Origin of the sequence: Thauera sp. 2A1 (genome assembly GCF_009469595.2) — a bacterium.
Lineage (GTDB): Bacteria > Pseudomonadota > Gammaproteobacteria > Burkholderiales > Rhodocyclaceae > Thauera.
In genome coordinates this window covers 80,160-94,509 of record NZ_SSXV01000013.1, presented here as the reverse complement: position 1 = coordinate 94,509, position 14,350 = coordinate 80,160, and the positions used below count along the sequence as shown (strand labels likewise).

General features: G+C 66.8%; 13 protein-coding genes. All 13 read left to right on the top strand.

Annotation, left to right across the window (positions count from 1 at the left end; all coding sequences use genetic code 11):
• The first annotated feature begins 68 nt into the window (after nucleotides 1-68).
• The 13 genes from guaB to GH664_RS13280 all read left to right on the top strand — a co-directional run bounded on the left by guaB (nucleotide 69) and on the right by GH664_RS13280 (nucleotide 14,343).
• A complete protein-coding gene (gene guaB, locus GH664_RS13340; protein WP_153168565.1) occupies nucleotides 69-1,532 on the top strand; it encodes an IMP dehydrogenase in 1,464 nt (487 codons plus the stop codon).
• A 74-nt stretch (nucleotides 1,533-1,606) separates the two neighbouring features.
• On the top strand, nucleotides 1,607-3,172 hold the full coding sequence (gene guaA / locus GH664_RS13335) for a glutamine-hydrolyzing GMP synthase (RefSeq protein WP_153168564.1): 1,566 nt from the start codon (nucleotides 1,607-1,609) through the stop codon (nucleotides 3,170-3,172).
• Nucleotides 3,173-3,208: 36 nt separating this feature from the next.
• Nucleotides 3,209-3,385, top strand: a complete 177-nt coding sequence (locus GH664_RS13330; RefSeq protein WP_153168563.1) for a hypothetical protein — start codon at nucleotides 3,209-3,211, stop codon at nucleotides 3,383-3,385.
• Nucleotides 3,386-3,563: 178 nt separating this feature from the next.
• Nucleotides 3,564-4,130 (top strand): DUF99 family protein, encoded by a 567-nt coding sequence (locus tag GH664_RS13325; RefSeq protein WP_153168562.1) that lies wholly within the window; start codon nucleotides 3,564-3,566, stop codon nucleotides 4,128-4,130.
• A gap of 319 nt (nucleotides 4,131-4,449) precedes the next feature.
• Nucleotides 4,450-5,868, top strand: a complete 1,419-nt coding sequence (aspA, locus tag GH664_RS13320) for an aspartate ammonia-lyase (RefSeq protein ID WP_153168561.1) — start codon at nucleotides 4,450-4,452, stop codon at nucleotides 5,866-5,868.
• 38 nt (nucleotides 5,869-5,906) lie between these two features.
• Entirely contained in the window at nucleotides 5,907-7,205 is a 1,299-nt protein-coding gene (locus GH664_RS13315; RefSeq protein ID WP_153168560.1) for a dicarboxylate/amino acid:cation symporter, read from the top strand.
• 100 nt (nucleotides 7,206-7,305) lie between these two features.
• Nucleotides 7,306-8,061: a sulfite exporter TauE/SafE family protein gene (locus GH664_RS13310; protein WP_153168559.1), complete on the top strand. Its 756-nt coding sequence runs from the start codon at nucleotides 7,306-7,308 to the stop codon at nucleotides 8,059-8,061.
• 48 nt (nucleotides 8,062-8,109) lie between these two features.
• Entirely contained in the window at nucleotides 8,110-9,960 is a 1,851-nt protein-coding gene (locus tag GH664_RS13305) for an ATP-binding protein (protein ID WP_153168558.1), read from the top strand.
• On the top strand, nucleotides 9,957-11,285 hold the full coding sequence (locus tag GH664_RS13300; RefSeq protein WP_153168557.1) for a sigma-54 dependent transcriptional regulator: 1,329 nt from the start codon (nucleotides 9,957-9,959) through the stop codon (nucleotides 11,283-11,285). The genes GH664_RS13305 and GH664_RS13300 overlap by 4 nt, the downstream gene beginning before the upstream one ends.
• A gap of 177 nt (nucleotides 11,286-11,462) precedes the next feature.
• Nucleotides 11,463-11,936, top strand: a complete 474-nt coding sequence (locus GH664_RS13295; protein WP_153168556.1) for a hypothetical protein — start codon at nucleotides 11,463-11,465, stop codon at nucleotides 11,934-11,936.
• A gap of 64 nt (nucleotides 11,937-12,000) precedes the next feature.
• Nucleotides 12,001-12,948 (top strand): ABC transporter ATP-binding protein, encoded by a 948-nt coding sequence (locus tag GH664_RS13290; protein WP_153168555.1) that lies wholly within the window; start codon nucleotides 12,001-12,003, stop codon nucleotides 12,946-12,948.
• A complete protein-coding gene (locus tag GH664_RS13285) occupies nucleotides 12,945-13,706 on the top strand; it encodes an ABC transporter permease (RefSeq protein ID WP_153168554.1) in 762 nt (253 codons plus the stop codon). Before GH664_RS13290 ends, GH664_RS13285 begins: the two co-directional genes overlap by 4 nt.
• A 313-nt stretch (nucleotides 13,707-14,019) precedes the next feature.
• Nucleotides 14,020-14,343, top strand: a complete 324-nt coding sequence (locus GH664_RS13280) for a MarR family transcriptional regulator (RefSeq protein WP_153168553.1) — start codon at nucleotides 14,020-14,022, stop codon at nucleotides 14,341-14,343.
• The last annotated feature ends 7 nt before the right edge of the window (nucleotides 14,344-14,350 follow it).

Below are 14,350 nucleotides of genomic sequence, written 5' to 3'. Positions count from 1 at the left end.
GGGTAACGGCGCGTGCACGGGGCGGGACGCGTCTGTATAATACGGATTTGGTCGAAAGGAAAGAAGCCATGCGAGTGATTCAGAAGGCGCTGACGTTCGATGACGTCCTTCTCGTTCCCGCCCACTCCACGGTCCTCCCGCGCGATGTGAGCCTGCAGAGCCAGGTCACCCGCCGCATCCGCCTGAACATCCCGCTCCTGTCCGCCGCCATGGACACCGTCACCGAAAGCCGCCTTGCCATTGCCCTTGCGCAGGAAGGCGGCATCGGCGTCGTGCACAAGAACCTCACGCCTGCCGAGCAGGCCGCCGAGGTGCACAAGGTCAAGCGCCACGAATCGGGCGTGCTGAAGGATCCCATCACCATCCCGCCGACCATGACTGTCGGCCAGGTCATCGCGCTGCAGCGCCAGCACCGCTTCTCCGGCGTACCGGTGGTCGAGGGCAGCAAGGTGGTGGGTATCGTCACCAACCGCGACACGCGCTTCGAGACCAAGCTCGATGCGCTGGTGTCCGAGATCATGACGCCGCAGGATCGTCTGGTGACGGTGCGCGAGGGCGCCAGCCTCGAAGAGGCGCGCGAGCTGCTGCGGGTGCACCGCCTCGAGCGCGTCCTGGTGCTCAACGACAAGGGCGAGCTCTCCGGCCTCATCACCGTGAAGGACATGATGAAGTCCACCGAGCATCCCTTTGCCGCCAAGGACGAGCAGGGCCGCCTGCGCGTGGCCGCAGCGATCGGCGTCGGTGCCGGCACCGAGGAGCGTGTCGAGCGCCTGGCCGATGCCGGGGTTGACATGATCGTGGTCGATACCGCGCACGGGCATTCGCAGGGCGTGCTCGACCGCGTCAACTGGGTCAAGAAGAACTTCCCGCAGATCGAGGTGGTCGGCGGCAACATCGCCACCGCCGCGGCAGCGCGTGCGCTGGTCGATGCCGGCGCGGACGGGGTCAAGGTCGGGATCGGCCCGGGCTCGATCTGCACCACCCGCATCGTCGCTGGCGTGGGCGTGCCGCAGATCTCCGCCATCGACAACGTCGCCAACGCGCTGGCAGGCACTGGCGTGCCGATGATTGCCGACGGCGGCATCCGTTTCTCCGGCGACATTTCCAAGGCGATTGCCGCCGGTGCCCACGTCGTCATGCTGGGCGGCCTTTTCGCCGGCACCGAGGAGGCGCCTGGCGAGACGGTGCTGTTCCAGGGCCGCACTTACAAGGCCTACCGTGGCATGGGGTCGCTCGGCGCGATGGAGAAGGGTGCGGCCGATCGCTACTTCCAGGAAGAGAACACCAGCAACATCGACAAGCTGGTGCCGGAGGGCATCGAGGGCCGCGTGCCGTACAAGGGGCCGGTTGCCGCGGTGATCCACCAACTGGTGGGCGGCCTGCGCGCGTCGATGGGTTACCTCGGCTGCGCCGACATTCCGTCGGTGCATCAGCGCGCCGAGTTCGTGCAGATCAGCTCGGCGGGCATGCGCGAGTCGCATGTCCATGACGTACAGATCACCAAGGAAGCGCCCAACTACCAGATCGGTTGATCGCGCTTGCCGGCAAGACACCAGGCGGCTGCAAGGCCGCCTTTCCTTTTTTTGACGCTAGAGACGTTCGCGCCATGGCTCACCAGAAAATCCTCATCCTCGACTTCGGTTCCCAGGTCTCGCAGCTCATCGCGCGCCGCGTGCGCGAGCAGCAGGTCTATTGCGAACTGCACCCGTTCGACGTGTCGGACGAGTTCGTGCGCGGCTTCGGCGCCCAGGGCATCATCCTGTCGGGCGGTCCGAACTCGGTGTATGAGGCCGAGGACTGGCGCGCACCGCAGGCGGTGTTCGAACTCGGCGTGCCGGTGCTGGGTATCTGCTACGGCATGCAGACCATGGCCAGCCAGTTGGGCGGCAAGGTGGAAAGCTCGGCCAAGCGCGAGTTCGGCTATGCCGAGATGCGCGCGCGCGGTCACTCGAAGCTGTTCGAGGGCATCGAGGACCGTAGCAATGCGGAGGGCCACGGCCTGCTCGACGTATGGATGAGCCACGGCGACAAGGTCACCGAGCTGCCGCCGGGCTTCAAGGTCATCGGCAGCAACGAATCCACGCCGATCGCGGCGATGGCCGACGAGGCGCGCGGCTTCTACGGCGTGCAGTTCCATCCCGAGGTCACGCACACGCTCAAGGGCAAGGAGATCATCGCCCGCTTCGTGCACGACATCTGTGGTTGCGGCTACGACTGGAACATGCCCGACTACATCGCCGAGGCGGTGCAGAAGATCCGCGAGCAGGTCGGCGACGAGGAGGTCATCCTCGGCCTGTCCGGCGGCGTCGATTCCTCGGTGGCGGCGGCGCTGATCCATCGTGCGATCGGTGACCAGCTCACCTGCGTGTTCGTCGACCACGGCCTGCTGCGCCTCAACGAAGGCAAGCTGGTGATGGAGATGTTCGCTGGCCGCCTGCATGCCAAGGTCGTTCATGTCGACGCCACCGGGCAGTTCATGGGCCACCTGAAGGGCGTCACCGACCCCGAGCAGAAGCGCAAGATCATCGGCCGCGAATTCGTCGAGGTGTTCCAGGCCGAGGCCAAGAAGCTGCCGAACGCGAAGTGGCTGGCGCAGGGCACCATCTACCCCGACGTGATCGAATCCGGCGGCGCCAAGAGCAAAAAGGCGCACACCATCAAGAGCCACCACAACGTCGGCGGCCTGCCCGAGACGCTGGGCCTGAAGCTGCTCGAGCCGCTGCGCGACCTGTTCAAGGACGAGGTGCGCGAGCTGGGCGTGGCGCTCGGCCTGCCGCATGACATGGTGTATCGCCACCCCTTCCCGGGGCCCGGCCTGGGCGTGCGCATCCTCGGCGAGGTGAAGCAGGAATACGCCGACCTGCTGCGCCGTGCCGACGCGATCTTCATCGACGAGCTGCGCGCCGCCGACTGGTACGACAAGACCAGCCAGGCCTTCGCCGTGTTCCTGCCGGTGAAGAGCGTGGGCGTGATGGGCGACGGCCGCACCTACGAATACGTGGTGGCGCTGCGCGCGGTCGAGACGCAGGATTTCATGACCGCGCACTGGGCCGAACTGCCGCACAGCCTGCTCGGCAAGGTGAGCAACCGCATCATCAACGAAGTGCGCGGCATCAACCGAGTGGTGTACGACATCAGCGGCAAGCCGCCGGCGACAATCGAGTGGGAGTGACGTCGCAGTTCGCCGGATGATTCTCTTTTTGGCATCATGAAACAGACTTCCCTGGTCGACGATCCCGATGGTGGTACGGCGCTGCGCAGCGTTGGTGTGCCGGATAGCCGGGCCACGCTCAGCAAGGCACAGAAGCTCTTCAACATGCAGATCGCCCCCATCGAATCGCAGCGGCAATTCGCCGAGCTTCAGGCAGGATTCCGGCAGCGTTGATCCCTGCCGCAGGTTGTCGAGCAGGAGGTCGGCCAGCGCTTCGTCGTCGATCGCCAACCGCTCGGTGAGCGACACGGTGTCAGATGCCGCCGCAAGGGATACGAGCCGCCGCAGACGTACCGTCGTATGCTCCCGGCACGCCGACTCCAGACAACCGCGGAAGCGGGTTAGGGCCGACATGCCACGCCATATCCATCACGTCGTCGCCTTCGACGACGCCCCCTTCGAGCGTAGCCACCGCGGCGACGTGATGGTGGTGGGGGCGGTGTTTTCCGGCGACCGTCTGGACGGCGTGCTGTCGGGCAAGCTGCGGCGCGACGGTGCCAATGCGACCCGGGTGATCGTCGAGCTCGTGCGCCGCTCGCGCTTCTTTCCCCAGCTCCATGCGGTCTTGCTGCAGGGCATCACCTTCGCCGGCTTCAACGTCGTCGACCTGCCGGCGCTGCATGCGGCGCTCGGCATGCCGGTGCTGGTCGTACTGCGCCAGCCGCCCGATCTCGATGCGGTACGCCGCGCGCTGCTCGGACACGTGCGCGGCGGCGCGCGCAAATGGCGGCTGATCGAGGCCGCCGGTCCGATCGAGGCCATCGGCCCGCTGTTCGTGCAACGCGCCGGCCTGTCCCTGGCCGAAGCGTCCTGCCTGCTGACGCCCCTGATCCGCCACAGCCGGATTCCCGAGCCGCTGCGCGTCGCCCACCTGATCGCCGGCGGCGTGACGCGTGGCGAGAGCACCGGTCGAGCCTGATCCGCCGACGGCCCTGATTCCCGGTCCCGCGTGAGCGTCGGCTCATCGGCGGCAGTTGGCACGATGCTGGATTGAGTCCCTTCCACACCCTGCAGCGGCTCGCGGGGAGGCGTGACGTCACTCATCGACCCTGCCGGCCGTTCGGAAATCCGGACGGCCGGCAGGGCGGCCTGTTCGGGTTCTCGTCGAACGCGCTCATCCGAAAATTTTTTCTTATGATAAAACAGTGACTTGAAATCGTCTCCGGCTGGCACGCGGCGTGCAATGCAGTAGTAGCTCTTCCCGACTCGCGGCGAGCCTCAAACCAAAGGAGACAGACATGGATTCACTGCCCGTTCGCATCGAACACGACCTGCTTGGCGACCGCGAGGTGCCGGCTGCGGCTTACTACGGCGTGCATACGCTGCGCGCCTGCGAGAACTTCCCCATCACCGGCATCACCATCGCCGCCTATCCCGACCTGATCCGCGCCCTGGCGCAGATCAAGAAGGCCGCCGCGGAAGCCAACCGCCAGCTCGGGCTGCTCGATGCGCGCCGTTGCGACGCCATCGTCGCCGCCTGCCGCGAGGTGATCGATGGACGGTGGCACGACCAGTTCGTCGTCGACGTGATCCAGGGCGGAGCGGGCACGTCCACCAACATGAACGCCAACGAAGTCATCGCCAACCGCGCGCTCGAGCTGATGGGCCACGCGCGCGGCGAATATTCGCACCTGCACCCCAACGAGCATGTGAACATGAGCCAGTCGACCAACGACGTCTATCCGACGGCGTTGAAGCTGGCGACCTATGTCGGCATCTTCCGCCTGGTCGATGCGATGGCCTATCTGCGCAAGGCCTTCGAGCGCAAGGCGGACGAGTTCGCCGACGTGCTGAAGATGGGCCGCACGCAATTGCAGGACGCGGTGCCGATGACGCTCGGCCAGGAGTTCTCGACCTACGCGGTGATGCTGGGCGAGGACGAGGAGCGCCTGAAGGAAGCGGCACTGCTGATCCGCGAGATCAACCTCGGCGCCACCGCGATCGGCACCGGCATCAACGCGCACCCGGAATACGCGCCGCTGGTTTGCCGCCGCCTCGCCGAGGTCAGCGGCGTGCCGGTCGTCACTTCGCCGAACCTGATCGAGGCCACGCAGGACTGCGGCTCCTTCGTGCAGTTGTCGGGTGTGCTCAAGCGCGTCGCGGTGAAGCTCTCCAAGGTGTGCAACGACCTGCGCCTGTTGTCTTCAGGGCCGCGCGCCGGCCTGGGCGAGATCAACCTGCCGGCGCGTCAGGCCGGCTCGTCCATCATGCCGGGCAAGGTGAATCCGGTGATCCCCGAGGTGGTGAACCAGATCGCCTTCGAGATCATCGGCAACGACCTCACCGTGACCTTCGCCGCCGAAGCCGGGCAACTGCAGTTGAACGCCTTCGAGCCCATCATCGCCCACAGCCTGTTCAAGAGCGTGCTGCACCTGTCCAACGGCTGCCGCGTGCTCGCCGACCACTGCGTCAGCGGCATCACTGCCAACCGCGACCTGCTGCGCGCGTCGGTCGAGCGCTCGATCGGCATCGTCACCGCGCTGAACCCCTACATCGGCTACGCCAACGCCACCGAAGTTGCCGCCGAAGCCTTCCGCAGCGGCCGCGGTGTTGCCGAGATCGTGCTCGATCGGGGCCTGATGAGCGCCGACCAGCTCGCCGACGTGCTGCGCCCCGAGGTGCTGACGCGCCCGCAGATGATTCCCGCCAAGGCCTGATGCCATCCGACGACGGACGAGATCGAGAGGAACACGATATGAAGATGAACCGTTTGACGAGCTGGATCCTGGTCGCGATGGCGCTGGGCGTCGTCGTCGGCTATGCCTGCAACACGATGGCGAGTCCGGAGGTGGCGAAGGAGATCGCCGGCTACTTCGGCATGCTCACCGACATCTTTCTGCGCATGATCAAGATGGTCATCGCGCCGCTGGTATTCGCGACCCTGGTCGCGGGCCTGGCGAACATGGGCGATTCGAAGACGATGGGCCGTATCGGCGGCCGCGCGCTGGGGTGGTTCATCGGCGCCTCGCTGGTGTCGCTGACGATCGGCCTCATCGCCGCGAACCTGCTGCATCCGGGCAGCGCGCTCGGGGTGGCCCTGCCGGAGGTGGGCACCGCGACCAACCTGAAGACCAGCGCGCTTAACCTGAAGGAGTTCGTCACCCACGTCTTCCCGAAGAGCATCGTCGAGTCGATGGCGAGCAATTCCATCCTGCAGATCCTCGTCTTTTCGGTGTTCTTCGGCCTCGCGCTGGGCCACCTGCACAACCAGACGGCACGTTCGCTGGTGGGCACGATGGATGACATCGTGCATGTGATGCTCAAGGTCACCGACTACGTGATGCGTTTTGCGCCGGTGGGCGTGTTCGCGGCGGTGGCCGGCGCCATCACCACGCAGGGCGTGGGCATGCTGGCGGTGTTCGGCAAGTTCATGCTGAGCTTCTACCTGGCGCTGGCCGTGTTGTGGACGGTGCTGATCCTGGCCGGTTACCTGGTGCTGGGGCGGAAGGTGTTCAGCCTGATCAAGCTGGTGCGCAATCCGATGCTGATCGGCTTCTCGACCGCGAGCAGCGAATCGGCTTACCCGAAGCTGATGGAGCAGCTCGAGAAGTTCGGCATCAGCAACCGCGTCACCGGGTTCGTGTTGCCGCTGGGTTACTCCTTCAACCTCGACGGCTCGATGATCTATACCTCGTTCGCGGCGCTGTTCGTGGCCCAGGCCTACGGCATCGAGATGTCGCTGACGAGCCAGATCACCATGCTGCTGGTGCTGATGGTGTCGAGCAAGGGTATTGCCGGCGTGCCACGTTCGTCGCTGGTGGTGGTCGCTGCGGTGCTGCCGATGTTCGGCCTGCCGGAAGCCGGCGTGCTGCTGGTGCTGGGCATCGACCACTTCCTCGACATGGGCCGCACCGCGACCAATGTGATGGGCAATGCGATCGCCACCGCGGTCGTGGCAAAGTGGGAGGGCGCGATCGAGCCGGTGGATCCCGCGCTCGCCGAGACCGAAGACGCCATGCCCGCTCCCGGGGAGCTCATGCCCCAGGCGGCCTGACGCTGATCCGATCCGGTTCCGGCCTGCTCGTGAGTCGGAACCCCCTTGCGGCCCGGTGCCTGGCACCGGGCCGTCCCGTTGACCGAATCAAGACCGAAAGATGATCGACTGGTACATCCTTGCGCCCGCAGCCTTCTTCGCCGGCATGGTCGATGCCGTGGTGGGCGGCGGTGGCCTGATCCAGATCCCGGTGCTGCTGTCGCAGTTTCCGCAAACCGCCATCCCGACGCTGTTCGGCACCAACAAGGTGTCCAGCATCGCCGGCACCGGTGCGGCGCTGTGGCGCTATGCGCGCAGCGTGCGCATTCCATGGACGATCGTGCTGCCGGCCACCGCGGCCGCGCTGCTCGGCGCCTGGGGCGGTGCCGCGCTGGTGGCCTGGCTGCCGCGCGAGACCATGCGGCCGCTGGTGGTGGTGCTGATGATCGCGGTGGCGATCTACACCTTCATGAAGAAGGACTTCGGCCACCGCGTCACGCGCGCGGTGACCGACGGCGACCGCTGGAAGGCCGCGCTCTTTGGCGGCGTGATCGGTCTCTACGACGGCTTCTTCGGTCCCGGCACCGGCAGCTTCCTGATCTTCGGCTTCATCCGGCTGTTCGGCATGGACTTCGTGCAGGGCTCGGCCAGCGCCAAGGTGATCAACTTCGCCACCAACCTGTCGGCGATCGTCTTCTTCGCCAGCCATGGGCCCATCCTGTGGCAGATCGGGCTGGTGATGGCGGTGTGCAACCTGGCCGGCTCCTATCTCGGCACCCACCTGGCGCTCAAGCATGGCGCCGGCTTCATCCGCAAGGCCTTCCTCGGCGTGGTGATCGTGCTCATCGTCAAGCAGCTTGCCGACCTCGCCGGCTGACGCGGCTGCTACCATCGACCAACGACGTCGCCACCCGAAACGCGCCTCATGCCCCGCTCACGCACCCTGGCCCTGTTGCTGCTGTGTGCTGCCCTGGTCGGGCTGAGCGGCCTTGCCTCCTATCGCGTGGCGCAGCGCCTGGGCGTCGCCGAACTTCAGGCCACCGGCCTGCATCGGCTCGACCTTTATGCGGCAAGCCTCGAGCGCGAGATCGGCAAGTACGCCTTCCTGCCCGGCACGCTGAGCCTGGAGCAGGGCGTGCTTGACCTGCTCGCCCGGCCCGACGACGCGGAGGCGGTGGCGCGCGTCAATACCTACCTCGAGCGCCTCAACGAGCGCGCCGGCACCTTGTCGATCTACGTCATGGATACGCAGGGCAGGGTCGCGGCAGCGAGCAACTGGCGGCGGCCCGACAGCTTCGTCGGTGAGGACCTCTCCTTTCGGCCGTATTTCCGTGATGCGATGGCGGTCGGCAACGGCCGCTTCTTCGGCATCGGCACCACGCGCGGCGATCCGGGCTACTACCTCGCGGCGACCCTGGCGGGCGACCAGGAAGTCCTCGGCGTGGCGGTGGTGAAGGTCAGCCTCGAACAGCTCGAGAAATCCTGGTCCACCGTCGAGGCGCCGGTGCTGGTGGCCGACGAGAACGGCGTGGTCATCCTGTCGGCCGTCGCCGGCTGGAAGTTCACCACCTTGCGCGCGCTCGACGACAAGACGCGGGCGGCCTTCGACCACACCCAGCAATACAACCACCGTGCGCTGCAGCCGCTGGGTCTGCGCGACATCGAGGATTTCGGCCACGGCGCGCGCCTGGTGCGGATCGCCGCCGACGGTCCGGCCACCGTGTCCGTCTATCCGGTCAGCGGGCGCTTTCTCGCGCAGTCGCGGCCCTTGCCCGGCACGCCGTGGACGCTCACCGTGCTGTCGCAGCTCGAGCAGGTCGACAGCCTCGCGCAGAGCCGCGCGGCGCTGGCGGCCATCGCCGCCGCCTGCCTGTGCATGCTCGGCGTCATCGTCGCCGAGCGCCGCCGCCACCTGCGCCATCGCCTGGCGGCGCGCGAGGCGCTGCAAAAGGCGCACGACGAGCTGGAGCGCAAGGTGGAAGAGCGCACGCTCGACCTGTCGGCCGCCAACCAGCAACTGCAGGACGAGGTCGCCGAGCGCATCCGCGCCGAACGCACGCTGCGTGCAGCGCAGGACGAGCTGGTGCAGGCCGGCAAGCTGGCTGTGATCGGCCAGTTGTCGACCGGCATCGCGCACGAACTCAACCAGCCGTTGGCGGCCCTGCGCACGCTGTCGGCCAATGCCGGGCGCTTCCTGGAACGCGGCGACACCGCCACCGCACGCGGCAACCTCGAGCGCATCGCCGAGCTGGCCGACCGTATGGGGCGCATCACCGGCCAGTTGCGCAACTTCGCGCGTCGCTCCAGCGGGCAGTCGGAATCGGTGCGGCTGTGCCAGGCGGTGGACAACGCGCTGAGCCTGCTCGAGGCGCGCATCGGGCGCAGCGGCGCAGTGATCGAGCGCACCTGCCCGGCCGACGAACCCGTAGCGCTGTGCGATGCGAACCGGCTGGAGCAGGTGCTGGTCAATCTGATCGGCAACGCGCTCGATGCGATGGCGGATCTGGCGCAGCCGCGCATCGAGCTGCGCTGGGAGTGCGCCGACGGCATGGTCCGCCTGCACGTCCGCGACCATGGTCCGGGGCTCAGCGAGGATGCTCGCGCACGTCTGTTCGAGCCGTTCTTCACCACCAAGCCGGCGGGCGAGGGGCTCGGCCTGGGGCTGGTCATTTCCGCCGGCATCGTCCGCGACTTCGGCGGCAGCCTGCACGGCACCAATCACCCGGACGGCGGCGCCGTCTTCACGCTCGAGCTACCGCTCGCCCCAAGCCCATGACTGAAGAACTCCGGATCCTCCTCATCGAAGACGACCCCGACGTGGCGCTGGGCTGCGAGCAGGCGCTGCAGCTCGAAGGCTTCGCCGCCGAGTGCGTCAGCAGTGCGGAGCAGGCCCGGCGGCGGCTCGGGCCGGATTTCGCCGGCATCGTCGTCAGCGACGTCCGCCTGCCGGGGCAGGACGGCATGAGCCTCGCGCGCGAGCTGCATGCGCTCGACCCCGAACTGCCGGTGGTGCTGATCACCGGCCACGGCGACATCTCCATGGCGGTGCAGGCGATGAAGGACGGCGCCTACGACTTCCTGCAGAAGCCGTTCGCGCCCGAACAGCTCGTGGACGTCACCCGCCGCGCGCTGGACAAGCGTCGGCTGGTGCTCGAGGTGCGCGCGCTGCGACGCCAGCTCGACCAGCGCGACCTGCTCGAGGCGCGGCTCATCGGCAACTCGCCCGGCATGGTCGGCGTGCGCGCGCTGATCGCCAACCTCGCCGGCAGCGCCGCCGACGTGCTGATCCACGGCGAAACCGGCACCGGCAAGGAGCTGGTGGCGCGCTGCCTGCACGACGCCAGCCCACGGCGCAAGGGCAACTTCGTCGCCATCAACTGCGGCGGCCTGCCCGAGACGCTGTTCGACAGCGAGATCTTCGGCCACGAGGCGGGCGCCTACACCGGTGCCGGCAAGCGCCGCATCGGCAAGATCGAGCATGCCAACGGCGGCACGCTGTTCCTCGACGAGATCGAGACCATGCCGGTGCCGATGCAGATCAAGCTGCTGCGGGTGCTGCAGGAGCGCACGCTGGAGCGGCTGGGTTCCAACACTTCGATTCCGGTCGATTGCCGCATCATCGCCGCCACCAAGGAAGATCTGCTGGCCCTGTCGGCGCAGGGGCGTTTCCGCGCCGACCTCTACTACCGCCTGTCGGTCGCCACCGTGCCGCTGCCGCCGCTGCGCGAGCGGCGCGAGGACATTCCGCTGCTGTTCGAGCACTTCCTGCTGCAGGCCGCGGCCCGCCACGAGCGCCCGGTGCCGGCGACCACCCCGGGCCGCGTCCAGCAACTCGTGGGCTATGCATGGCCGGGCAACGTGCGCGAACTCAGGAACGTCGCCGACCGCTGCGTGCTCGGCATCGAATCGGGCTCGCCGCCCTTCGGCCAGCCCGTCGGCGACCGGGCATGCCCGTTGGCCGAGACGGTCGAGGCCTTCGAGCGTGCGCTGATCGCTGACGCGCTGCGTCGCCACGGCAGCCTGGCGCGCACCGCGGAAGCCTTGTCGATCGCCAAGACCACGCTGCACGACAAGGTGCGCAAATACGGGCTGAGCGAGTGAGCGCGGGCAGTCGCGCGAGTGTGCCGAGCCCCGTCTGGCGGTAGGGCACACGCGCTACCGACGCCGAAAGGTTGCGGTCAAACGGCGTGCGATTGGCCCGGCGCCTTGATGCTCGCAAAGTCGGGTGGGCTCGCGACGGGCTAAGCTGGGCGCTTTCGATCATCCCGTTCGCCAATCATGGAACACCAGATTCTCGCCCGTGCACTGCACGTTCTCGGCGTCGTGCTGTGGATCGGCGGCGTCGCCTTCGTCACTACCGTCCTGCTGCCTGCGGTACGCCGCCTGAAGGAGCCTGGCGAGCGGGTGGATTTCTTCGAGGCGATCGAGGGGCGCTTCGCCTGGCAGGCGCGCGGCACCACGTTGCTGGTGGGGGCGACCGGTTTCTACATGGCGCAGGCGTGGAACCTGTGGGAACGCTTCCTCAGCCCGGCGTTCTGGTGGATGCATGCGATGGTGGCGGTGTGGGTCCTGTTCACCGTCATGCTCTTCATTGCCGAACCGCTCGTCCTGCACCGCTGGTTCCGCGAGTCTGCCCGCCGCGACCCCGAGCGCACCTTCCGCCGCATCGAGCGGCTGCACGCTTTCCTGCTGACGGTCAGCCTGGTGACCGTGCTCGGCGCCGTCGCCGGCAGCCATGGGTGGGTGCCGTGATCTGATTCGGACAAAGTCGTCGCGTCCCGAATGACGCTTCCCGCCGATCTGCTATCTTCGCCCCATGCATCCTGTCATTTCCATTTCGGGTCTGTCCAAGACCTACGCCTCGGGCTTCGACGCGCTGAAGGGCGTCGACCTCGACATCCGCCAGGGCGAAATCTTCGCGCTGCTCGGTCCCAACGGGGCGGGCAAGACGACGCTGATCAGCATCGTCTGCGGCCTGGTCAACCCCAGCGTCGGGCGGGTGACGGTGGGCGGCCACGACATCGTCCGCGACTACCGCGCGGCGCGCGCGATGATCGGCCTGGTGCCGCAGGAGCTCACCACCGACGCCTTCGAGACGGTGTGGAACACGGTGAGCTTTTCCCGCGGCCTGTTCGGCAAGCCGCCCAACCCCGCCTACCTGGAGCGACTGCTGCAGGATCTGTCGCTGTGGAACAAGAAGGACAACAAGCTGCTGACCCTTTCGGGCGGCATGAAGCGGCGGGTGCTGATCGCCAAGGCGCTGTCGCACGAGCCGCAGATCCTCTTCCTCGATGAGCCGACAGCCGGCGTCGATGTGGAGTTGCGGCGCGACATGTGGCTGCTCGTGCGCCGCCTGCGCGACAAGGGCGTCACCGTGATCCTGACCACGCACTACATCGAGGAGGCCGAGGAGATGGCCGACCGCATCGGCGTGATCACCCGCGGCGAGCTGATCCTGGTCGAGGACAAGGCCACGCTGATGCGCAAGCTGGGCGGCAAGCGGCTCACGCTGCAGCTCGCCGCACCGCTGGCGCAGATCCCGCCAGCGCTGTCGAATTACGGACTGACGCTGGCCCAGGGCGGCAAGGAACTGGTGTACCGCTACGAGGCCGAGGGCGAGGACAGCGCGCTCGTCGACCTGCTGCGGGAACTGGCGGCGGCCGGCATCGCCTTTGCCGACCTGCACACGAGTCAGCGTTCGCTGGAGGACATCTTCGTGAGCCTGGTGAGCGAGCGCGAGCCGGGCGGGGAGGGGGCACGATGAACTGGCACGCGGTCCGCGCGATCTATCTTTTCGAGATGGCGCGCACCCGGCGCACGCTCCTGCAGAGCGTGCTGGCGCCGGTGATCACCACTTCGCTGTACTTCGTCGTATTCGGCTCGGCCATCGGCGCGCGCATCCCGGAGGTGGGCGGCGTCAGCTACGGCGCCTTCCTCGTGCCCGGGCTGATCATGCTCAACCTGCTGACGCAGAGCGTGTCGAACGCGTCGTTCGGCATCTTCTTCCCGAAGTTCTCGCGCACCATCTACGAACTGCTGTCGGCGCCGGTGTCGCACTTCGAGATCGTGCTGAGCTACGTCGGCGCGGCGGCAACGAAGTCCATCCTGCTGAGCGTGATCATCCTCGCCACCGCAACCTTCTTCGTGCCGCTGCGCATCGAGCACCCGCTGTGGATGATCGGCTTCCTGCTGCTCACCGCGGTCAGCTTCAGCCTGCTCGGCTTCATCCTTGGCATCTGGGCCGACAACTTCGAAAAGCTGCAATTGGTGCCGCTGCTGATCATCACCCCGCTCACCTTCCTCGGCGGCAGCTTTTACTCCATCGACATGCTGCCGCCGCTGTGGCGGACGATCACGCTGTTCAACCCGGTGGTGTACCTGGTGAGCGGCTTCCGCTGGAGCTTCTACGGCCATGCCGATGTGGCGGTCGGCATCAGCCTGGGCATGTCGCTACTGTTTCTCGCGGTGTTCGTGGGGGTTGCGACCTGGATGCTGCGGACGGGGTATCGGTTGAAGCCGTAAGGGTGTTACTGCTGGGGGTGGTCTCCCTCCACAAGTCGGCGGAAGCCCGCGGTTCCAAGGCCGCACGCCTTTCTTAGGGTGGGCTTCAGCCCACCCATGATTCGCGAGTGGGCTGAAATTCAGCAGGTCGGCCTGAACGGCCTTGGCACATATGGCAGGTTTTTGTTTCCAAGCCCAAGATCATGGACGAATACCGACTTCGGAAAGATTGAGGTCTATTGAACTCCTCGTGATTGACTTCCGGTCATGCGTCATAGTTGTGTCGGACTGATACAATAGAAGGCAATTTTCTATTGATCCAGAATCATTCGCCATGAAGCGTTGCGTAGTCGGAATTCGCCCCATTGATGCGCCTGATGCCACGGTTTCAGGCAAGCAGGTGCCCACGGTCTGGTTTCCGTCGATGGCAACGCTGGCGGCGGTCTTGTCGGAGGACAACCGGGCGTTGCTGCGGCTGATTCGGCAGGCCAAGCCCAAGACCATGACCGAACTGGCGGCACTGTCGGGGCGGCAGGTGCCCAACCTATCGCGCACGCTGCGGATGATGGAGGGCTACGGGCTGGTGGCGTTGACCAAAAATGCCCGGCAAACCCGCCCCACTGCGCTGGCCACCGAATTCCTGGTGGTGCTGGATTGAGCTGCAG